At 49.0% G+C, this 21763-nt stretch carries 20 protein-coding genes and 2 riboswitches; of the genes, 3 read left to right on the top strand and 17 right to left on the bottom strand.

What is annotated here, in order from left to right; all coding sequences use genetic code 11:
- Window positions 1-32: 32 nt before the first annotated feature.
- The 11 genes from ribH to KB186_RS09595 all read right to left on the bottom strand — a co-directional run bounded on the left by ribH (window position 33) and on the right by KB186_RS09595 (window position 12806).
- A complete protein-coding gene (gene ribH, locus KB186_RS09645) occupies window positions 33-497 on the bottom strand; it encodes a 6,7-dimethyl-8-ribityllumazine synthase (RefSeq protein ID WP_232773489.1) in 465 nt (154 codons plus the stop codon).
- A gap of 16 nt (window positions 498-513) precedes the next feature.
- Window positions 514-1713, bottom strand: a complete 1200-nt coding sequence (locus KB186_RS09640; protein WP_173610038.1) for a bifunctional 3,4-dihydroxy-2-butanone-4-phosphate synthase/GTP cyclohydrolase II — start codon at window positions 1711-1713, stop codon at window positions 514-516.
- Window positions 1714-1729: 16 nt separating this feature from the next.
- A complete protein-coding gene (locus tag KB186_RS09635) occupies window positions 1730-2386 on the bottom strand; it encodes a riboflavin synthase (protein WP_232773488.1) in 657 nt (218 codons plus the stop codon).
- Between the two features lie 19 nt (window positions 2387-2405).
- The gene (ribD, locus tag KB186_RS09630; protein WP_232773487.1) at window positions 2406-3512 is read right to left on the bottom strand and encodes a bifunctional diaminohydroxyphosphoribosylaminopyrimidine deaminase/5-amino-6-(5-phosphoribosylamino)uracil reductase RibD; all 1107 of its coding nucleotides are present in this window, start codon (window positions 3510-3512) and stop codon (window positions 2406-2408) included.
- Between the two features lie 131 nt (window positions 3513-3643).
- A riboswitch (FMN riboswitch) is annotated at window positions 3644-3788 on the bottom strand.
- Window positions 3789-3900: 112 nt separating this feature from the next.
- A riboswitch (FMN riboswitch) is annotated at window positions 3901-4048 on the bottom strand.
- A gap of 68 nt (window positions 4049-4116) precedes the next feature.
- Complete coding sequence (locus tag KB186_RS09625) at window positions 4117-4785, bottom strand: HAD family hydrolase (RefSeq protein WP_232773486.1); 669 nt, start codon at window positions 4783-4785, stop codon at window positions 4117-4119.
- A 123-nt stretch (window positions 4786-4908) separates the two neighbouring features.
- Window positions 4909-5841 (bottom strand): c-type cytochrome, encoded by a 933-nt coding sequence (locus tag KB186_RS09620; RefSeq protein ID WP_232773485.1) that lies wholly within the window; start codon window positions 5839-5841, stop codon window positions 4909-4911.
- Between the two features lie 158 nt (window positions 5842-5999).
- A complete protein-coding gene (locus KB186_RS09615; RefSeq protein WP_232773484.1) occupies window positions 6000-7379 on the bottom strand; it encodes a sigma-54-dependent transcriptional regulator in 1380 nt (459 codons plus the stop codon).
- A 7-nt stretch (window positions 7380-7386) separates the two neighbouring features.
- Window positions 7387-9573 (bottom strand): ATP-binding protein, encoded by a 2187-nt coding sequence (locus KB186_RS09610; protein WP_232773483.1) that lies wholly within the window; start codon window positions 9571-9573, stop codon window positions 7387-7389.
- Window positions 9570-10565: an ABC transporter substrate-binding protein gene (locus KB186_RS09605; RefSeq protein WP_232773482.1), complete on the bottom strand. Its 996-nt coding sequence runs from the start codon at window positions 10563-10565 to the stop codon at window positions 9570-9572. Before KB186_RS09605 ends, KB186_RS09610 begins: the two co-directional genes overlap by 4 nt.
- Window positions 10566-10858: 293 nt before the next feature.
- Window positions 10859-11584 carry a sporulation protein YunB gene (yunB, locus tag KB186_RS09600; RefSeq protein WP_173610030.1) on the bottom strand — a complete coding sequence of 242 codons (726 nt, stop codon included), beginning with the start codon at window positions 11582-11584 and terminating at the stop codon, window positions 10859-10861.
- Between the two features lie 67 nt (window positions 11585-11651).
- Window positions 11652-12806: an MFS transporter gene (locus tag KB186_RS09595; protein ID WP_232773481.1), complete on the bottom strand. Its 1155-nt coding sequence runs from the start codon at window positions 12804-12806 to the stop codon at window positions 11652-11654.
- Window positions 12807-13208: 402 nt separating this feature from the next.
- Between KB186_RS09595 and KB186_RS09590 the strand changes: the two genes are divergently transcribed.
- Window positions 13209-13694 (top strand): cysteine dioxygenase, encoded by a 486-nt coding sequence (locus tag KB186_RS09590; protein ID WP_232773480.1) that lies wholly within the window; start codon window positions 13209-13211, stop codon window positions 13692-13694.
- A 1-nt stretch (window position 13695) separates the two neighbouring features.
- Here KB186_RS09590 and KB186_RS09585 read toward each other — a convergent pair whose 3' ends face one another.
- Together KB186_RS09585 and KB186_RS09580 are read right to left on the bottom strand one after the other, a co-directional pair.
- Window positions 13696-15012, bottom strand: a complete 1317-nt coding sequence (locus KB186_RS09585; RefSeq protein WP_232773479.1) for a globin-coupled sensor protein — start codon at window positions 15010-15012, stop codon at window positions 13696-13698.
- 128 nt (window positions 15013-15140) lie between these two features.
- Window positions 15141-15932: a hypothetical protein gene (locus KB186_RS09580; protein WP_232773478.1), complete on the bottom strand. Its 792-nt coding sequence runs from the start codon at window positions 15930-15932 to the stop codon at window positions 15141-15143.
- Between the two features lie 440 nt (window positions 15933-16372).
- Between KB186_RS09580 and corA the strand changes: the two genes are divergently transcribed.
- A complete protein-coding gene (corA, locus tag KB186_RS09575) occupies window positions 16373-17308 on the top strand; it encodes a magnesium/cobalt transporter CorA (RefSeq protein ID WP_173610025.1) in 936 nt (311 codons plus the stop codon).
- On the opposite strand, the gene KB186_RS09570 is transcribed toward corA, so the two are convergent.
- Window positions 17309-18403: an HD-GYP domain-containing protein gene (locus KB186_RS09570; RefSeq protein ID WP_173610024.1), complete on the bottom strand. Its 1095-nt coding sequence runs from the start codon at window positions 18401-18403 to the stop codon at window positions 17309-17311.
- Window positions 18404-18523: 120 nt separating this feature from the next.
- Between KB186_RS09570 and KB186_RS09565 the strand changes: the two genes are divergently transcribed.
- Window positions 18524-19537 (top strand): DUF2804 domain-containing protein, encoded by a 1014-nt coding sequence (locus tag KB186_RS09565; RefSeq protein WP_173610023.1) that lies wholly within the window; start codon window positions 18524-18526, stop codon window positions 19535-19537.
- Between the two features lie 73 nt (window positions 19538-19610).
- Here the strand turns inward: KB186_RS09565 and KB186_RS09560 are convergent, their stop codons facing one another.
- The 3 genes from KB186_RS09560 to KB186_RS09550 form a co-directional block, all read right to left on the bottom strand.
- Window positions 19611-19913 carry a YunC family protein gene (locus KB186_RS09560; protein ID WP_047073052.1) on the bottom strand — a complete coding sequence of 101 codons (303 nt, stop codon included), beginning with the start codon at window positions 19911-19913 and terminating at the stop codon, window positions 19611-19613.
- Window positions 19914-20011: 98 nt separating this feature from the next.
- Window positions 20012-20251 (bottom strand): DUF6154 family protein, encoded by a 240-nt coding sequence (locus tag KB186_RS09555; protein WP_173610022.1) that lies wholly within the window; start codon window positions 20249-20251, stop codon window positions 20012-20014.
- 47 nt (window positions 20252-20298) lie between these two features.
- The gene (locus KB186_RS09550) at window positions 20299-21753 is read right to left on the bottom strand and encodes a bifunctional metallophosphatase/5'-nucleotidase (RefSeq protein WP_232773477.1); all 1455 of its coding nucleotides are present in this window, start codon (window positions 21751-21753) and stop codon (window positions 20299-20301) included.
- Between the last annotated feature and the right edge of the window lie 10 nt (window positions 21754-21763).

Genomic DNA, 21763 nt, shown 5'->3' with positions numbered 1-21763 from the left:
CGTTGAACTATCTCGCTACCCATATGAAATGATTAGGCGAACTGCTTAGATAAGTTAGCCATTTCGATCGCTGCCGTTGCGGCTTCCCAGCCTTTGTTGCCTGCTTTGGTTCCTGCTCGCTCGATGGCTTGCTCGATATTGTCTGTCGTCAAAACACCAAAAATAACGGGTACCCCAGTGGATAAAGATAGGGACGCGACTCCTTTTGCGGTCTCATTGCAGACATAATCGAAGTGTGGAGTGGAGCCACGAATGACAGCTCCCAATGTAACAACTGCATCATAGCGACCGGATTCCGCCATTTTTTTGGCGATCAACGGAATTTCAAATGCCCCCGGAACCCATGCCACGTCTACCTTCTCCTCTTCTACGCCATGACGCTTCAAGGCATCAAGGGCCCCTCCGACCAGCTTGCTTACGATCAATTCATTAAAACGTCCTGCCACAATCCCTACACGCAAACCTGTTCCAACCAAATGTCCTTCGAATGTTCTCATCGCTTATTCCCTCTCCTTATCTGTGCAGATGAAGCAGGTGGCCCAGCTTCTCTTGTTTTGTTGTCAGGTACTGTTTATTGTGCAGATGCTCCGGCATTTGAATCGGCACCCGTTCTTCTACTGTCAAACCGTAGCCAGTAAGCCCACGGATTTTTCGTGGGTTATTGGTCAAAAGCCGCATGCGTTGCACACCTAAATCCCGCAAAATTTGCGCACCAATACCGTAATCTCGCAGATCAGCAGCGAATCCTAGCTTTTCATTGGCCTCAACCGTATCCAAGCCTTCCTCCTGCAGCTTGTAGGCACGGAGCTTATTAATCAAGCCAATGCCTCTGCCCTCCTGGCGCATGTACAATAAAATGCCGCGTCCGTTCGCTTCGATCTGTTCCAATGCAGCGTGCAGCTGTGGACCGCAGTCGCAGCGGTATGACCCGAAAATATCGCCTGTCAAGCACTCCGAGTGCACGCGGACGAGAATGGGCTCATCCGGTCCGATCTCCCCCTTAATGAGAGCCACATGCTCTTTGCCATCCAGCTCGTTCGTATAGGCCGCTATTCGAAAATCACCGTAGGCGGTCGGAAGCTGCACTTCGATTTCCTTTTTCACCATGGATTCCGTCCGCATCCGATACGCTATCAGGTCTGCAATCGTAATCAGCTTGAGCTCAAAGCGGCGTGCAATCTCTACCAATTCCGGCAGACGTGCCATGGAGCCATCCTCGTTCATAATTTCGCAAATGACTCCCGCTGGAATGCCCCCCGCCAAGCGAGCCAAATCAACTGCCGCCTCCGTGTGACCCGCTCTGCGCAATACACCGCCAGACTTCGCGATTAACGGAAAAATATGTCCCGGTCTGCGGAAATCTTCTGCGGTCTTCTGCTCATTGAGCATCGCCAAGACCGTTTGAGAGCGCTCGTGAGCGGATATCCCTGTGTGTGTGCTCCCTTCATCGATAGACACGGTAAAAGCCGTTCCTTGCTTGTCTGTATTGGCATTCACCATCGGAGCCAGCTGCAAGCGAGTTGCGTGCTCTTCTGTCACCGGCACGCACACGAGTCCCCTGCCATGCGTGACCATGAAGTTGATCATTTCAGGCGTAGCCGCTTCGGCCATGCAGACAAAATCTCCTTCATTTTCCCGATCCTCATCATCTACCACGATGACTGCCTTGCCCTGACGCAAATCTTCCAATGCTTCTTCTATGCGATGAAACATGCTTACTCCCTCCTACTCACGCGAAGCCATTTTCCTGCAAAAAGGCTAGACTGAGCCCGCCAGATTTTTCTGTACCGCCATGGTTTTGATAACCTAACAAGCGCTCCACATATTTGCCGATGACATCCGTTTCGAGATTCACCAAGTCCCCAGGTCGTCTGTCTGCAAGACTCGTATTCGCCAGCGTATGCGGAATGATCGAAACCGTAAAACCGCTATCGCTTACGTCCACCACGGTGAGACTGATGCCATCTATGCAAATCGATCCACGGGCAATGACGTACTTCAACAGCTGCGGTTTGGCCTCAATCCGAAACACAACTGCATTCGCATTCACCTCTCGTGAAGCAACTATTCCGGTCCCGTCTACATGTCCGGAGACGATATGCCCGCCGAATCGATCTCCCAGCCGCATCGCCCTTTCCAAATTCACTCGCTGTCCACTGCGTAATTTGCGCAAGCTCGTCTTATTCATTGTCTCTGGCATCACATCGACGCAAAACTGACGATTGGTATAAGAAGTAACCGTAAGGCAAATGCCATTGACCGAGATACTGTCGCCGAGCTTCACCCCTTCAAGTACCTGCTGTGCGCGGATGACCAGTCGACTCGCCTGTTCGTTCCCTTGAATCGATTCCAACACGCCCACTTCTTCGACCAGTCCCGTGAACATGCTCTCTCCTCCTCACCTGCTACGTCTGATCCTCCCATTGTGGGTACCCGCTGATCTGTAGATCGCCTTTCCCAATCGGAGTGATCATGACATTTGTCAGCTGCACTGCTTCTCCCATCGTTGCAAAACCTTGACCACCGAACGGCGAGGGTGCACCGCTTCCTCCGATCAGCTTTAGCGCGATATGACTCACGACCTTCTGAATCGCTCTCGCCTGCAAAAAGGAGCCGTTTACTTCCTGTCCGCCTTCCACAAGCAACGAGGTAATCCCCAGCTCCCCCAACGTATCCAGCACCTTTTCCACGAGAATTGGCCCTACCATTGTGATGACCTTAACTCCTCTTGCTGCAAGCAGCTCCTGCTTTTCCCTTGGGGCTGCATCTGTCGTAAAGATCCATGTCTTCGCATCTGTATTCTGAACGACACGGGCATCCAGCGGCGTACGTAATTGGCTGTCCAAAATCACGCGAACTGGCTGGCTCCCAAAACACTGCTCTCCCTTGCGCGCCGTCAACAGTGGGTCATCAGCGAGAATCGTCCCAACTCCAACCAGGATTGCATCATGCTGCCTGCGAAGTTCATGCACCTCTGCCCGAGCCTCTGCACCAGTAATCCACTGACTGTGTCCCGTGACCGAAGCAATTTTTCCGTCCAATGTACTGGCCGTCTTTACCGTCACAAATGGACGTCTGGTTTGGATGTAATGGAAAAAGACTTCATTGAGCGCCTTCGCTTCCTCTTCTCTCACGCCCACCGCCACTTCTACTCCTGCTGCCCGCAGCATCTCGATGCCTCGTCCCGCCACCAATGGATTCGGATCGAGCGTAGCTACAACCACACGACGTACATCAGCTGCGATCAATGCCTCTGCACACGGCGGTGTTTTCCCATAGTGACTGCAAGGCTCCAGCGTCACATATACGGTCGCACCTTGCGCTTTTTCCCCAGCCATCCGCAGTGCGTGCACCTCAGCATGGGGCTCTCCTGCCCGCAGATGCGCTCCCATTCCCACGATGGTTCCATCTTTCACAATCACAGCTCCGACCATGGGATTCGGACTGGTTTGGCCTCGTGCCGATCGTGCCAGCTCCAGCGCCAGATCCATGTACTTGCTGTCCTGTTCCATACCGCACTCCTTTCTGTTCCATCATTCCAGCCAACACAACGCAAAAAGCCCTTGAAACCTCACAGCGTTTCAGGGCATACGGAAAGAAGCCTTACCTCATCTGTTTTTTGAAAAAACAAATGAAGAAAGCAAAAAATCTTCTTCCATCCGGACTGTACCGTCGGCTCTGGACTTTCACCAGATCAGTCGCTGCAAGCGTGGTCAGCGAGTCGCGGGCTCAGACGTACGTACGCCATTACCGCCGGTCAGGAATTTCACCTTGCCCTGAAGATTGTCGCTATGAAGTTTTATGAAAAATAAAAACGCCCATGAATATTATGCTCAGGGCGTTCAGAAAGAAGCCTCGCTTCTACCGTTTTTTGAAAAAAACAGCGAAACAGGCCGTTCCAAATACCTTCTCCCATCCGGACTGTACCGTCGGCCTTGGATTTGCACCAAGTCAGTCGCTATCAACTGCTTCGATAGCGAGTCGCGGGCTCAGACGTGCGTTCGTCATTACCGCCGGTCGGGAATTGCACCCTACCCTGAAGGCTGGTATTCAGTTAGGCAAAGTATAGCATATTTTTCGCTATTGTCTGTAATCATTTATTGGAGAAGTGCACTTTTACTCTTGCTCGCACATTTCGAGGACCGTCAGGAGTTCTTTCAAATCATTGATGTACGCTCTTGGCACAACACCATTTCGCTCCATGTCCAACTCATTCCCTTGATAGGCAATAAAAGCAACTTGTCCATCACAGGCCGCCTTGCCATCGATCCACGAATCCCCGATCATCGTCCAGGCCGAAACAGGCCAATCTGGCTTTCGGCTGCGAATATAGTGAACGCCGGAGGGAGATGGCTTCAATGCCGTCATCTGCTCGCGGGCGACGATTTCAGCGAAGTAGGAGGCGATTCCCGTCTCGTTCAAAGCCTCCATTGCGGCAGCATGCGCGTTGTTGGTTAAGATATACAGCTGGTAGCGGTTCTTCAACTCCTCCAGCACTTCTACCGCGTGTTGCTCCAGAACAGCACCATGCATCCCTTCCTTCTCGATCGCGGTTACTGCATCCCACATCGCTTGCTCCAACTCTGACGTCATCTGCTCCGCTTTTCGCCCGATCTCAATGAGCTGTGATGCGGTATGCTTTTCCCATTCAAATGTTGGGGAAACGATCCCATTGTCCACCCATAGTTGAAAAATGGCCCGCTTCATCTCGGTAAAATCGATCCTGGATTGCAACAAGGTGTTGTCCATATCGAAAATAATGCCTTTTTGAAAGGTTCTGCTCATTTTGTGCCTCCTTTTTTGACAATAGTCGTGAATGATCCTTCCATTTTATCAAAAAGAGGACTATCCCTCCGTCATTTTATAACTTTTGGGACAGCCCCCATTTTGGGGTTCGATATTGAGTTCCTATTGCTTCTTCTTGGCGCTATCTACTTCATACGGCACATCCTTTGGAACCCCTCCAGCTGGCCAATCTTGTGCCTTTTTGGCAAAGTCTGGACGTGGCTTGGACAAAATATAGGCAGCTAGGTCCGCAGCTTCTTGATCGGTTAACGAGCCTTGCTTGATGCCACCCATTTCCCCTAAAGGCATATTACGCTGAATGTAGCCAGCAGCTTTGGAAATTCGAGCCATGCCTGCACCAATATTGAAGGAGTTATCCCCCCATAGTGCTGGGCCAGAGTTTGGACCTGTACCTGATCCATCAGCAGCATGGCATTGTAAACACGATTTTTGGAAGAGGGCTTCTCCATTTGCCACATTCGGTTGAGGTACGCTCTTCATATCATTTTTCTCTATCCACGGGCGCTCTTTAATTCCTACTGGTACATCTGTTGAGATATATGTCAGATAGGCAACCATCGCTCTCATTTCGTCGCTGTTGTAAGGCAATGGCTTTCCGTTCATGCTTCGTTGAAAGCAACCATTGATCCGATCTTCAATAGTAATCACTTTTCCAGACCTTGGAATGTACTGGGGATAGACTGCGGTGACACCCGTTAATGGGGAGGTCGCATCCATTCCTGCATTACCGTGACAGCTGGAGCAGGAAAGCTTATTCCCTGTGTATTCAGGGATCACTGTGCTCGTTTCATTCATTAACTTATGTCCATACTTAATCGATTCTCCCAATGGCCCTTCTGGCACCTTGTCCATACTAGGCGGGGTGTAGGAATCTAAATTGATTGCTCCCGTTGCCCCACTCGCTGTTTTATCTTTGGCCTCATTCGCTGTTGAGGTGGGTTGAGCGGTCTGCTGTGTAGCGCAGCCTGCAAAGACCAGCATCGCCACTACAACCATAGACAGCTTCTTCCAGCCTGTCTTCTCTTTTTTGAACATAGGTCTCACTCCTCCATGTTGATCGTGCATTCACACCATGAAAGTAGCAAGAGGCGTGCCAAACCATAGAAGCAGGAAAACGAACGACTTGGCGCTTCCAAATAGCAAGAAAAAGAAAAGACCATGCCAAAATGTCATGGTCAGTACGCGACAAAATGTCACGGTCGCAGCTCGTACTCTTCGATTTTTCGGTACAGATTACGCACGCTGATCCCCAGCTTCTCAGCTGTCTTGGTCTTGTTCCATTGCAGAACGTCCAGCACATGCTTGATATGTTCTCGCTCTACGTGTTTCAGTAAAAACGCCTCTTCCTCCCCCGATTCTGCAGAGAAAAGGAGCTTTCGATCTGACGGGTTGTGATGCACTGGCTGTTCATGAGGAAAGAGATCCTTGTCCTCAATCTCCTCTCCTTTTGCCAAAACGACAGCGCGTTCGATCATATGAGCCAACTCCCGAACATTCCCAGGAAATGAATAGGCCAAAAGCGCGGCCTGGGCTTTCACAGAAAGCGGTTTGACTGGATACTTACGCTTCAGTCGATTCAAAAAGAAAGCCGACAATGGCAAAATGTCCTCTCTTCTCTTGGCGAGGGGTGGAATCGTTATATCCATGACATGCAGCCGGAAATAGAGATCGGACCGAAACGTTCCTTCTTCCACTTTCTTCTCCAGATCGGCATTGGTAGCAGCAATGATCCGAACATCCACTTTGTGCAAAATCGGGCTCCCTATTCGGCGAAATTCACCCGTTTCCAGAAAACGGAGTAGCTTGACCTGCAAAGGAAAAGGCAAATCCCCTACTTCATCCAAAAAGAGCGTCCCCAGGTGAGCAATCTCTACCAGTCCCTTTTTTTGGGCAGTTGCGCCTGTAAAAGCTCCCTTTTCGTGTCCGAACAGTTCACTTTCCAGCATCGTTTCTGGTATCGCCCCTAAATTGATCGGTACGAATGCCTCAGCTGCTCGCTCACTACATTCATAGATGAGTCTCGCAATGACATCCTTCCCTGTCCCACTTTCCCCTTTCAAGAGAACGAGAAAATCCGTACTGGCTACTCGCTTGGCAGTTGCTAAGACCTCTTTAAGCTTCGGGCTTTCCGCAACGATTTGAAACGTCGTTTTCCCATTTGTCGACAGCACTTCTCTCAACTGTTGGTTTTCCTCGGTCAACTGCTGTTTTTCTATGGCCTTGGAAATCAATACCTCCAATTCATTGAGATTGTAAGGTTTTGTCAAATAATCATAAGCACCGCGTTTCATCGCTTCGATAGCTGTTTCGATGGTTCCGTGTCCCGTTACAACAATGATTTGAATGGCAGGAGAGGCTTCCTTGCACCATTGCAGAAAGGCGAGACCGTCCATCCCGGGCATTTTCAAATCAAGCAGAATCACATGAATCGTTTCGCTGGTTACTAGCTGCTGCGCGCTGATTCCGTCAGGTGCTTCCAGCGTGGTATATCCCTTTCTCTTTAATCGACTGGTTAATAGATGGCGGAAATCTGCTTCGTCATCAACAATGAGTATCCGAGTGTCAGTGTGCATCTTTTGTTCATTCCCCCTTTGCCGACGGCAGGATGACCGTAACAGTCGTGCCTATGTTTGGCGTACTTTCGATCTCGATTTCTCCGCCTAAATTCGTCACAATCCCGTAGCAGACCGATAACCCGAGACCAGTCCCTTTTCCAGGAGGCTTGGTTGTATAAAAAGGCTCCAAAACATGTGGCAAATCTGCTGCAGGTATACCGCATCCATCATCTTTGATCCACAGACGGAGCCGATCATTCGATGGAGAATCAGTTGCTATCTCAATATTTCCCCGCTCCTGGGTCGCGTACAGTGCATTGGTTAACAGATTGAGCAAGATCTGCTGAAGTTGTCCAGGGGTAGCGAGAAGAAACGGAGCAGAGGCCAACAGAGACTGGTTTACCGTTACATGTTTGACACGTATTTCATGGGATAAAAGAATGAGAATGTCTGATAGGACTTGATGAATATCTACTTGTTCTACGGTAACGGGTGATTTTCCCGAAAAGTGCAGCAACCGGGTCGTGATTTCCTTGCAGCGGTTAATTTGTTTGTCCATCGTGTCCAAGTATTGGGTAAGCTCCCCTGTGTCCTGTAAATCTCGAATATCCTCTTCCACGAGACGGTCCCGCAAGTCTTGTCCATACAACGACAGAATGCCTAATGGATTATTGATTTCATGGGCGATGCCCGACGCCAAGAGTCCAATAGCAGCGAGCTTGTCTGCTTGTGCGATTGCGGCTTCCAGCTCTCGTTTCTCCGTGATGTCCTCGATGACCTCCAGAAAAGCCGACGATTCTTTCTCCGGATGCAGAAGGAAAACCTGATGTCGATAGGAACGGACACGTCCATCCTGATCGACTCTGGAGGAAATAAGGTCAGTCTGATTTTGGTTTACCATTTGTCGTGTTCGGAGCATGCAACCACTGCATGAGCTGAAATGCTGACCAATCGTCTGATGGCAGTCCTTCCCCAGGAGATTTGCCGTATCCTGAAACCACGCCGCCGCCGTTTGATTAATCCAGCGAATACGAAAACATTCATCTACGAGAATCAGTCCCATCCCCATGCCACTGACGACGAGATCAAGCCGTTTCTTTTCTTCCAGAAGTTGATTGGTCTTCGTCTCCAGACTCTGTGCCATTTCATTGCAGGACGCTGCCAGCCTGCCAATTTCATCTGAGGTCGTCACTGGTATTCGTACGGATAAATCGCCACCCGCGATTTTTTGCACAGCGGATTCGATCTTTTCCATTAATCGGCTAAATGAGACAGAAAACACAATGCTAATCCCCAACACGATAAGTGCGATGAATAAGGTCGTAAAGAGCAGAGATTGTTCCAATTTTGAAAAGGCAGCAAACGCCGTTTGGCTTGACTGTTCCAGCATAATGACCCAATGGGTGACGGAAGAACGCATGGCATAGTTGACCATGACATCTTCATTGGAAGCCTGATACGTACGGATAACAGGCTTGTCAGTTCGATCTGGTAGTGTCCAGGAGGGAGGAACCGCTTGTTCATAATAGGTCAAGGAGCCATCAGAAGGCTTGCCCAACATAAACGGATCTGCAAACCCATCGCTTTTCCCATCCGTGACGAACAAATAGGCCTCGTTTTCATATCGAGCTCGCAGTGTGACCTGTTCGAGCAACTGTTTTACATTGAGCTTTGCGTACATGCCGCCTTTTACACCGTTGGCAGATACGTGAGGGATCGCGACCGTTACCAGCAGCTTCCCTTCCGCTGATCGGACAATGCTTCCGATGTATGGTTTTCCCGACTGGATGGTGGGAAGAAGCTGGTTGTCTTGCTCACTGACTATATCCACTCTTTGGTGTTTCCAGCGATTCAGCAAAAACTGCGGCCCTCCATCCTGATGAAAAAGCGCGACCTCCTCCATGTAAGGGGAGGTTTTTAATAACGTATTCAACAAAAAATATGCATCATCATCGCTAGGGCGCTCTTTGAGAAAACGCTGCTGAACCACCTGCATGGATTGGGTCGTATGTAAAAAAAGCATATCCAACTGCGCCAATATATTTTCCACGTAGATCTGATTGGCTCTGTCTACCTCTACTCGAACCTTATCTTTACTCGTTTGCAAATTGATATAACCAAGAATCAGAAAAGGGATGATGGACATGCAAAGCCCAAACAGGAGCATCTTTGTCTTTAGTCGATTGATGCGCGGTAGTCTGCTCCTCCTCATTTGTTCTTCACTCCATACCATTCTTGTGCCAATGACCACTGTTGATCGGTTACGGTAATAGGCAGCTTGGACAGGGAAGCAGCATTGACAACCAGCCGCACGTCATCCGGCCATTCGATTGACAGATCGGTTGGAGGGACTCCATCCAACACCCGAGCCACCATATGAGCAGCCTGCATGCCTTGTGCATGAAAAGAAACGCCGTAAGCGGCAAACAAGCCAGCCTTCACCTGCTCGGGGTATGCGCCCATGACAAACAATTGCTTCTCGATCAAAAGAGGCAAGCAATCAGTAATCGCATCTTCCAGAACATAGCTAGGTAAAGGAAGCATGGCGTCGTATTCTCCTGGAGAGAGCTTACTGAGCAATTGCTCCAAATCTCTTGAGGAAGCAACCTGCTCCACCTGCAAGCGAACACCAAGCAAGGAAGCGGCTGACCCTGCTTCTACGATTGCCCGCTCTGTCGTAGGAGCATGAGAATCGGCAATGATCAGAATCCGCTTGGCATCAGGCAACAAACGAGTTGTCAGCTCCAACCTTTTCCCAATCACATCCATTTGGCCATTGCTGATTCCACACGTAACTGTCCCCTCTGTCTCAACAAGCGGTAGCTCGACCAGTGAGGCGACACCGATAAAAACAATGGGAACCGTCGTTGTCTCCTGTTGAATTAAAAAGGTCTCGTGCGCCCCTGTCGTGACGACTACATCAGGCTTTTGGGAAATCAAGTCCTGGACAAGGGAGCGCTCCTCTTCAAGGGTTTGAGCCGCATTCAAATAGACAGGTGCATACTGAACACGTACTCCTTCACCTAGACCCAGCGATTGCAATCCCGCCTTCAATCCCGCTACTTTATCTTTTCGATCCTCATTGGCAATCACAATTCCTATCGTATATAGATCGACGTCCTGTTTTTGCTGACTACTGGACCAATCGAGCAAAGTTCCTGCCACTAACAGGATGAGAAAGAGGATTTTCCTTTGTTTTTTCATAGGTATCACATCCAACTCTCATCATAGCGGCAAATGATGGCAGAGAATGTGAATATTTAACAAACCTTGGTCAATGAATACGGACTTCCCTAAATAATATGTTTTTCCTGTTGTGTCAACGGTGGTTGCGTCATATTCAGTTGCTCGCAGCGTGATTGAAATGCAGTTCTTCTGCTACTGCAATATGTTAGCGCAGTTTTTTCAAGTCTATGCTTACGCTATTCCTTCCTTCCTTCCTAAAGCCTTATAAAAAAAGCGACAGCAACGCGCTGCCGCTTTTTCCTATTCAGCGATTACGGAGTGCCGTCCGGTGTTTCCCCAGGAATCCGCGGCACATCCGGCTTGCCTTCCGGGTTGTTATACAAATACGTCGGTACATCGCCAATGATCAAGGAGTGGGTGATCGGGATTTTCGTCGTGACCGTCTGCTCCTCAGTTGCAAAAGGGATCACGATGCGCAGATCAACCTCCACAAAAATATATACCGTCGCCAGCACCATATTGATGCCAGCTTCCTTCAGCTCTGTCTCCAGCTTGGTTTTGACCGAGCCGATGGGCACGAAAGTCACCGGCAAATTCGGCCCCATTGATGCCAAAAAGGAGTTCCCGGTAGCCAAACCAAGCGGAATCGTGCGGTCTACTTTTTCTTGCTCGAACTCTTGGAGCTTGTTCTGGACTCTCGCTGTTGTTTCGCCCACGATTCTTGCATATTCCTTGAAGTTGAACTGATACGCCTGAATCTGTCCCTCGTTGTTCTTCTCGATTTTGACAATCTGATTAAAGTCGACGCCCTGCTGCGAAATCCGCTTGGTTACGGCATCGGTTATCGCTTCTTTCGCCAATTGCTCGGCTTTTTGCGTCGCCAGGATCAAGAGAGTTGGCTCCAACCGATTTTGCAAAAACACAAGGGTCTGTATCGTCAAAACAAAAAAGATAACCAACGCGATCAAAAACGCTTTCGTACGTGAAAGCGGGTTTCTCCAACGCCGACGGGGTCGAAATACGGCCAATCCCGACACCTCCCAACTGGTACATCCTATGGTTAGGAGGTGGAAAAAAGACTACGTGTATCGAGAGCCCGGATTTCTATTTTTTTGAAAGAAAAACAAGATACAAGCCAAATCCGATCAACCCTGCGACAAGCATCAATTGGGCAAAGACCAGCATTCCGAATAAAGTGAAGGCACCCGCCAAGAATGGAGCCATAAGAAAACCAGCGAAGTACCCGCTTCGACTCAAGAGACCCTGCACCCCCATCACCTTGCCGCGCAGCTCGTTTTGGGCTTGTTGCAAAAGTGTGCTCTCATATACCTGTGCTGCCCCGGAAAAAAGACCAGCGAATACCAGAAGCATAAGTACAGACACAGCATGGTTTGCCGCGAATGCCCCTACAATCCCTACGGAAAAAACAGCATAAGCGATGAGCATCCCATTCACGAGCTTTACCCGCAAGCGAGCTGCCACGTAGGAGCCAATCAAGCCTCCGATACTCATCGCCGTCCACATCAATCCGTGCAGGGTAGCGTCACTACCGTGCAATTGATCCGCCAAAAAAGGCAACCCGTAATTATACGCAGACGTACTGAGCGATACGAGAAAGGCTAACAAGCTAATCGTCAATAGCACAGGCGTTTCCCGCAAGTAACGAAGGGTGACACGAAAGCTGCTTGCTGCTTTTGACATAGCTAGCGCATTGTCCCCCTTCTCCTCCCACCGGAGTCCCGTCAGAATCCATGCTGAGAAAAGAAAGCTGGCGGCATCCAAAGTGATCACAATGGTATAACCATAGTGATCTGTCATCCATCCTCCCAGCATGAAGCCCATGATGCCTACCAAAGACTCCAGCCTGACCTTTAATCCATTGATCTGGACCAGTTGCTCACTCCCAAATATTTGTGGCAAGGATGCCTGAAAGCTAATATGAAACAGCGTATACAGCATTCCGTTGAGAAAAGCCGCAGCGATTAATACATACGGTGTCGGATAAAAAGCGATAGCCAAAATAGCAAGACCGGCCCCCATGTCGCTTGCGATCATAGTGCGCCTTCTGTCCATTCGATCAGCCAACATGCCTGCCAAGGGACTAAACAGCATCCCCCCTAGCTGTCTTGCCACAAAAAAAGCGGTCATCCAATAAGCACTATGTTCAAATGTAAAAATCAACGCGCTACACGCGATCAAATTCATCCGTGATCCCAAGGATGACAACGCATTGACATACAAATACCATTTCTTATTCATCTGCATCCAAACCTCCCGATCATGACAGGTGGTTTGAATCAACGCCCCCCTCTAGTGGGTGCGTACACTGATTATGGCAGTTGACATGCGCATGCCTCCTCTTGAATGAAAATCAGAAAAAAGCTCATGTTCTCGAAACATTTCGATGGGGGACGTTTCCCCAAATCGTCCTGTACGGCACTTGTTGCCGTACCTTCATAATAGTTGGTGGGTGCGCTGATTGTCGATAGCACAAAAAAGGACGCTTTTTCTCCAAAAGCGCCCTAAACTCAAGTAATCCTGTTGATTTACAATGTAAGAATAATGGTAAATAATTTCCTTTTGGACAAGCTCATGCTATCACTACTCTTGAAATTTGATCATATGGTGTAGGGAGTATGACTTTCGTTTGGGAGGTTATTTATGAATCTGGAACGTTTGGAACAAGCATTTGGCTCCCTCGTTTCTCCTACTCCTGCCCAGCTTAGACACGCTCTCGTCTCCCTCTCTCCTTGCATGGAACAACTTGGTCCATACATCCCGGAGCCGCTAAACCTACCCTATGGACGCAAAGTATTATTCTCCACGCCACATGTAGAAGTTGTCTTGATCCATCTGCCGACAAATCAGGAATCCATCCCGCATAATCACGGTGATTCTTTTGGTTGGGAATTGGTAGTCTCAGGTACGCTAACGAATATGATTTATGTCCAGACGAATAATGAAAATGAAGTTCAACGAGCACAAACAACTCATGTCAGCACAGGTGAATACTATTTTGTAGAGCCTGGGGAAATTCATGCCATTCGCAACAATGGACAAAGTCCGGTTATTTCCGTGAACGTTTACAGTCCACCATTGCGTAATTGCCGCCAATATTGTCCCTTTGAACCACCATCGCAATACTGATTTACAGGTTTTCTGTTATTTCCGACAGCTCATCCGCAGAGCTGGCTACCTGTGCCACCGCTTGGTTCATATCTTCCATGACTTTGAAGAAGTTTTCCAGCTCCCGCTGAATCCGTGAGCTCTGTTCTTTACTGTCTGAGACAGCGCTCATGATTCCTTCAAAAAAGGCATTCGTCTCGTTTACTACCGCCGTGCTCGATTGGACTAGCGCCTGAATTTCTACCACGACAGATGAGAGGACTACTGTCTGTTGGTTCGTCTTCTCAATCAGCTCACGCACACCGAATACGGACTTTTTGGTCTGTTCTGCCAGCTTGCGTACCTCATCGGCTACGACGGCAAATCCGCGTCCCTGTTCGCCAGCACGTGCTGCTTCAATCGCGGCATTTAAAGCCAAGAGATTTGTCTGCTCGGCAATCGCCGTCACGACCTCTACAATCCCTTGGATTTTTTCGGCGTTTTCCTCCATCGCGTTCATTTCTTCCGAGATTTGCTTGACGCTACTCTGAATCAAGCGCATTTGTTCCTGTTGTTTTTCCAGCTTTTCTTTGCCTTCCCGGGACAGCTCTTGTGCTTTCGTGGAAAAGCCCGTGCCATTTTCAGCAAAACGAAGCACTTCTCTCGACTGTTCTGTCAATTGCACAACAGACGCGCTGTTTTCTTCTGAGACCGCTGCCAGTTCATGCGCAGAATTGGTCAGGAGGATTCGCAGCTCGTCCTTTTTGTCTTGATCCAATTGCCGCGCCTTTTCATGCTCGTTTTCATATTCCTCCAGCACAATTTGCTGTTCGATGTTGAGAATCTTGGTGACGGCCGTGACGGCTTGTACGAACTCGTCCTTGTCCGCGATGTTTTTATGCAAGAGATCAATCAAGGTAACCAGGATGTTTTGGAATGCGCTCAAGTACCATTTTGGTTCCAAGCCAATTCGCATATGAATAACCGCAATTCTACTACGCTGTTCAATGTAGGCGCTGTCGATGCGTCCGCTAAACATTTCACAGATATGGCGGTTCAGCGTTAATTTCAACCGTTCAATCGTGCTGTTTTGGTTTACAATCTTCATTAAAAGCGGTTCATTTTCAATACTGGCATAAAAATAATCTACAATAGCGTCAATATTTTGAATGATAAGTGGCTGAAGTGCTTTCACAATGCTCAATTCTTCTTCGGTCAGGTTGATCATTGCTAGTTGCTTCGCAAGGGTGTTTTTCCCTACAACGTTCACTTCCCCCTTTTCCTTCACCCCCTGAAAAAAAGATTCACTTTTTCCTTTCCCTTTCAAACCAAAAAAGGTGGAAAACGGACATGTGCTCATAGCCTGAACTCCTTTTATCCGAGTACATATATCTCTGGAATATCCTTTCAATTATATACTCCTTTACAAACGGGTGTAAACCGCCCACCTTGACCATGGGCGGTTGAATATGCCTAGCTAACTAACAGCTACATTTCCGCTTTTCTCACAACAACTCGTTGCAGCTTCCAGCTTGTCTTGTCCCATTTCCAGTACGACTCCACATACGCGATCGTATCGGCGTTGGCAACACCGCTGACTCTCTGCTCCCCTTTTAATTCACAGATGCCATCGCGGTTCTCATCGATGGGCTTGAGTACGCTGAACGTATTAGGCAAGACCTCTACTGGAGAAACCAGCTTCCCGTTCTTGTAGACACCATTTTCTTCATAGATTTTTTTGCGATCAGACAAATCGAGAACGACAGTCTCCCCCGTCTCCTTGATCGTCAACGGCACTTTGTATTGGTCCTGATAGGAGCCCGAAATCGTCAAGGGCTGCGGGACAGGCAAAATCGCCGGCTTATTGTCCTTGTCTGCGAACAAATAAAACTCAGACGTCCCTGCACTGCCCCCAGTCGGCGCCTGAAGCAAAATTTGTTGCACACCCCCTCCGGTAAAATCACAAAAGGACATCTCCGGCTGATAAGCGCCGTACGGTGTTGTAAAAAAGGTTGTTTTTTTCGCAACGGGGTCTTGAACCATGATTTTTAAGTGTTCAAAGTAAGGACTGTCTGCCGCAAACCTCTTTCCTAGCAACGTGACGAGATCCGGCCGACCATCTCCTGTCACATCCTGCCGTTTGACCTGGATTTCCTCAAACACTGTCGGAGGAGGCTGTACGTCTCTCGCCTCCAAGGCAAGAACTGCTTGTCCCCACCCGGCTCCTGCCAACATCCATACGATACAGCCAATCATACCTGCCCTCTTGCTTGTCCACATGTCGCTACATCCACCTTTTCATCTGTTCAGCTTATCTGTAGTATGCAAAAAATGGCTTTGGTCATACCATCCGAAACGGTAAAATAAGAGAGAGGGATCGAAGAAAGTGAGGAACACTATGGCAATGAAACGAGCGGTATTATTTGGAGTGACCGGACTCGTCGACCGTGGCCTCTCTTGGACTGGCAGGTGCGCATGAGTACGAATCCAAAGACTTACCATAGCTAGCCGCAGCGGGAAAAAGGACGAGTTGACGTTCATACATATAGGATGAAGGCTTTCATCGAGGAGGCGAACTCGCATGACGACTCAAAAACAACAGCGCGCATCAAAGGCTCCGCCTAGCCGTCGAGCACTTCGCTCCGCTTATGAACTGATTCTCACACAAATCTGGCCCCGCCTACCCGCCGCAACCGAATCCACTTGCAGGAGAATCAAACATGAAGATCAGACTTGTACAAAACGGAATCATTACTGAGATAGAAGACATCGAAGAGACTGCTACTCCACCTGTAAACGGGTTTTACTGGATTCATGCCGCTCCATTCGATTTGGATATTTTACAGCCGCTGTTCGGACTGCATCATCTGGCTGTCGAGGACTGCATCGACGAGGAAGAACAGCGGCCCAAGTTGCAAAACTACGATGATCATTACTTTATAGTCATCAATGGCATTACTTTCCACAATCATGATATCTTCTTGCGTGAGATCAATATTTTTTTGGGCAGCAGCACCATCATCACTGTAACGAAGCAGGAGGCCCCCGAATTTACTACCATGTTTTCGATCATCCGGGAAAAAGAAGTCAATCGCCCCGATGCGTTTCTGTATTACTTGGTCGATCAAATTGTCGATCGTTATTTTGATGTGACTGAAAAAATTGAAGACCTGCTCGAAGATCTGGAAGAACAAATTTTGATGCACACGAAAAAATCCCATCTGGATCAAATTATCGGGCTGCGCAGTGAAATCTTGTACGCCCGTAAAATGCTTGTTCCCCAGCGAGATTTGATTGATGCCCTACATAAAAAAGAACTCCCGCTGATTCAACCTTATCTGCGGAAGTACTTTGGCGATATTGTAGAGGATGCCAGCAAAATTGTAGAGAGCTTTGAAGCTTTTCGCGAACTCATCGGGAACTTGCGCGAAGCATATCAAGCAGCGCTTGCTGGTAGAGCCAACGATATTATGCGTGTTTTTACCGCCTTGACAACGATTTTTATGCCGTTGACAATTGTGACGGGTATATACGGGATGAACTTTGATGTGATGCCTGAGCTGCGTTCACCCTACGGCTATTACATCGTTCTGGGATGTATGGCGGCGATAGGCACGACGATGTATATCATTTTTAAAAAGAAGGACTGGCTCTGATTATACCAAATCTCCACAGGCGATGATCATGAGCGTCAGCATTTTGGACAAGTCACACTCATAGGGATGCTCGATATCCCGCCCTTCCTCATCTACCAGAACTCTGACGATCGGGCGGCTCGGCATTCCTTTGTTCGAATCGACAACGACACCAGACAAACCATTGTTCAGCGTGACGGTCAGACCAACAGGGTAGAGTGCAATCGTATTTCGCAAAGCCTCTACATAAGCCTGGTCAAACAGTTTGCCTGAACCGGAGTAGAGCACCTCCATCGCTTCATGAGGAAGCATTCCGCGACGGTATACCCGATGCGACGTCAGAGCATCGAAAACATCAGCCACTGCCATCAAGCGACCAAACGGGTGAATCTCTTCTTTTTTCAGGTGCCGTGGATAACCGGAGCCATCCCAGCGCTCGTGATGCTGAAAAGCGCAGTGGGCTGCAAGCAACGGAATGTCGTCTTGCCGACGAAGCATCTCAAAACCGATCTCCGTATGTCTTTTCATGATTTCAAATTCTTCTTGCGTAAGGCGGCCCGGCTTTTTCAAAATGTCGTCTGGGATATGCACTTTTCCGATATCGTGGAGCATACCGCCAATACTTATCTCCAACACATCTTTTTCCGAGCAGCCGGTATTTATGGCGAGAGCTGTGCTGTACAAGGCAACGTTAAATGAGTGCGTGAATATGTAATTGTCGAAGGCGCAAGCATCTGCCAATAAATTCATGGCTGAATCACTGTTGTTCAATTCATCCGCAACGATTTGCATGACATCCCGGAGCTTACGTCCCAAACCCTTGTCCGAAAAAAGCTGCTGCCATTTGTCCGGGACTTGATGAACGGTTCGGAATGCATCGTGAATCATGGACATTGCTTGTCTGCGAGTATTTTCGGAAATGACTGTCTCCACGATAATATCATCGGTGCGCTTGTCTTGGATGTAGAGACTGTTCACGTTTTTATTTTTGAGTCGAGCTATCATTCGTTGGGTCAGTTCTACTCCAGCTCCAACGAGAATCGTTCCATTCTCTGTATAGATGGAACGAGCCAGTTTATCACCCGGCTGGCATTTTTGAATGGATTTCAGTCGCATTTCCTTTCCTTCCCTTTCCTCAGGGTATCCCTATTATAGCGTGATTCGACTTGATTCTACATGAAATTTTTTCTAGATATTCTTTTCGGAAGAATCCTTGTTTGCAAGGGAGATGATCGTATGCCGCTTATCGAAACAGAATTAACACAGCCTCTTTCATTATGTGACCAGGATGGCCGCTTGCTTCCCGAAGCGATTGGCTGGTCCCGCTATCCGTTGCACGACTGCCAATTTAGCGGGCATTGGCTTCGCCGGAAAAAATGGAATTTTTGGTTTATCACCGCGCCTGAATGTGCGATGTCGATTGCGATGGTCAATCTGGATTACGCTGGCATTGTCTTTGTCCATTTTATTGATCTGACGACAGGGGAAACCGCGGACAGTGCTGTTACGGTTCCTTTTGGTGCAGGGATTCGGCTTGGTGCCACCGTAGATGAGCCTTGCCATTTTGCGAGCCGCAAGCTCTCCGTCTCCTTTCAACCAGGAGCCAGCGGAACGAGTGTAGAAGCGACTGCCATTTGCCCCGGCAATAAGCCTCTCTCGCTCGACATCGTGATTGATCCGCCAGCCGAGTCCTTAAATGTCGTGATCCCGTGGAGTGCAGAGCGCTTTCAGTTTACATCGAAGCAAACGGCCCGACCCGTGCACGGCACCATTGCCTATAACGGGAAAACCTATGTGCTCGATCGGCAGAATGCTTTTGCCAGTCTGGATTTTGGACGTGGCGTTTGGCCGTATCACACTCGCTGGAACTGGACGACCTGCTCTTTCCGTCACGCGGAGGGTGTCGCAGGCTTTAACTTTGGCAAAGGCTGGACGGACGGAACCGGTATGACGGAAAATGGCTTGATGATTGATGGTGTCCTCTACAAGCTGAGTGAACAAATTCGTTTTTCTTACAATCCTGACAACCGGATGCTCCCTTGGACGCTTGCGAGTGAAGAATCTTCTGCGGTACGCCTCACCTTTACGCCGCTCTTTGCCCGAACCGAGCATAAAAATTTTGCGGTGGTGCGGACCACTCTGCATCAAGTAATCGGCCGATATGACGGGACACTCTCAACACCTGATGGAAAAACGATTGCGGTGCAAAGCAAGATCGGAATCTGTGAAGAACAAAATGCCCGTTGGTAGACAAGGCGCGAAAAAACTGAAAAACCTTTGTCCCGGGACAAAGGTTTTTTCTATAGGCAAACCGTTTGTTGTTTTACAGCATTTTCACGACAGCATCCCGCCCAATCATCCCAGCAGTAATCCCCTTCTTCTCCGCCGTCGTCGTCACGGACTCCAGCGGTGCATCCAGCAATTCCTGTATGGTCTTGACCCCCACCGCACGACCGGCAAGAATTTCTCTCGCTGCTAACCTTTCGTTTAATAGCCCCACATCCAGCGCTCCACACATAATGTATCCATGATCGGTCGTTACAGCCAATAGCGTCGTCTTGGGCAAACGAACGGTGACAGCAATAGCCGTCCCCTCTGGAAAGTGGATTGGCACTACCTCGACCATCAAGATTCCTCCCTTTTCTCTCCTGTCTGTTAGCGTTACCATCCTATGACTTTTAGCAGAGAAAGGTGAGGTTTCAATGAGAGCTCCCTGATCGAATTTTAATGCATGATGCCTGTCGGAAAGTGCTCATCCTCCATCGCGACTTTCCGTTTCATGACTTCAATCATATACGTTGCAAGCATGTGAAACAGCTCTTCCTCGTCCATTTCCTCGACCAAGTCCAACAAATCATCTCGAGACTGCTCAGCGAGAATGCCAACGACAACTGCTGTAATGTCCTCTTCATCGCCATTAAAATGTCCTCTGTACAGCTCGTAAACTTCATCAATGAAGCGCATCACTCGTCTCCTCCCGTTTTTCGATAGCATTCCCGAAAAAACGGTCTCTACGATTGGTTTTTTGACGTGGGCGATATCTTTTCCCACCGAGGAAGAAACGCATTTTGCAGCATCTGCTGGTCCTGTATCGTGGTGGCGAGCACTTCACGCAGCATCTCGGGTAAGAAAAACGTAACCTCACTGCCGAGCAGCAATTCAGGAAACATGCGATTGTACATAAACATGTCGATCGTCCCGACTCGATACAGACGTTCGCGATCAAGCGGTTGCCCGTTGACTTCAATCTGGATAATTTGCGGTTGGTCATTCTCACTGTAGCGGATGTGCAATCCGTCCACACACATCCAGCCTTCTATTTTGCCGCGAAAACCGTACCCTCGCAGCTCCCGATGAACCATTTCCGGTTGAATGGCTTGCTCCAGAACAGTGGTGAGCTGCGCCCCTGTAATCGTGACAGCGCAGGCATTGATCGGGTGGGGAATACTGTGCAGCAAATCGGCAAAAGACAAGCTGCCCCGTGGCAAATCGGCAAGCAACAGCCCGCCATTTGCCATGCCGATCTCAGCACCCGTCCATTTGCGAATACTCGCTGCGATGAAGGAGCCATAGGGGGTCTCCTCCGTCCAGCCTATGTGCATGTCTTGCTCCAGTTGAGCAATTGGCTGAAACAAACGAGTTTCTGCCCATACTTTTTCACTCTCGATGAATTGGCTCAATGATTCGTCTACCTGATACTGTTCTGTGTGAAAAAGCTCTGCACGCACGTCTTTGATGCCATTATGAGTCCTGTCCCAGACGAGCTCTACATGACCGACATACTCGCCAAACCGCCCAGCTTGTGTGATCAAGGTGCCTCCCAGGTGTTCTCCATGAAGCAGTGCCCGGTGAGAGTGTCCGCCCAAAATGATATCCAGCCCATCGACTTCACTAGCCAGCACACAATCTGTCTGATAGCCGAGATGCGATAGCAAAATGACAACATCCACTGACGAGCGCAGTGCCGCAATCTGCTCACGCAATATCGGAATCGGTTCCTTGATTTCCCAGCCCATACTCTGATAAGAGGGTCCAAAGGGAATCGTCATTCCCAAGATCGCCAGCCGCAGCTCGCCTATGGTATGAATTGCGTATGGTACAGCCCAAGACGGGACAGAATTGGTTGTCGGTTCAAACAGATTGCCCGTAATGATCGGGAAGTGTGCATCTGTGTACAGTTCATTCAGCTTGTCTTTTGGGAGTGTGATGCCTTCGTTGTTTCCGATCGTCGCGTATTGAATCCCGCTGCGGTTCATGATCTCGACGTTTGTTTTCCCAAAGCTCGCTTCTGATCGGATATCCATTCGATCCATATGGTCCCCAATATCGACCGTCAGCACATGCTCTCCCCTGCCCTCCCACTCTTCTCGGTGTATGCTCAGGCAGGTTGCAATTCGCGGCATCGTATCAAAATGGCTGTGCAAGTCATTCGTGTGCAAAATGTGTAAGGTACAGGTGTCAGCCACGACTTTCCCC

Source organism: Brevibacillus sp. AF8, assembly GCF_021270385.1.
Taxonomy (GTDB): domain Bacteria; phylum Bacillota; class Bacilli; order Brevibacillales; family Brevibacillaceae; genus Brevibacillus.
The sequence above is the reverse complement of the archived record's forward strand: the minus strand, read 5'-3'. Positions and strand labels throughout refer to the sequence as shown.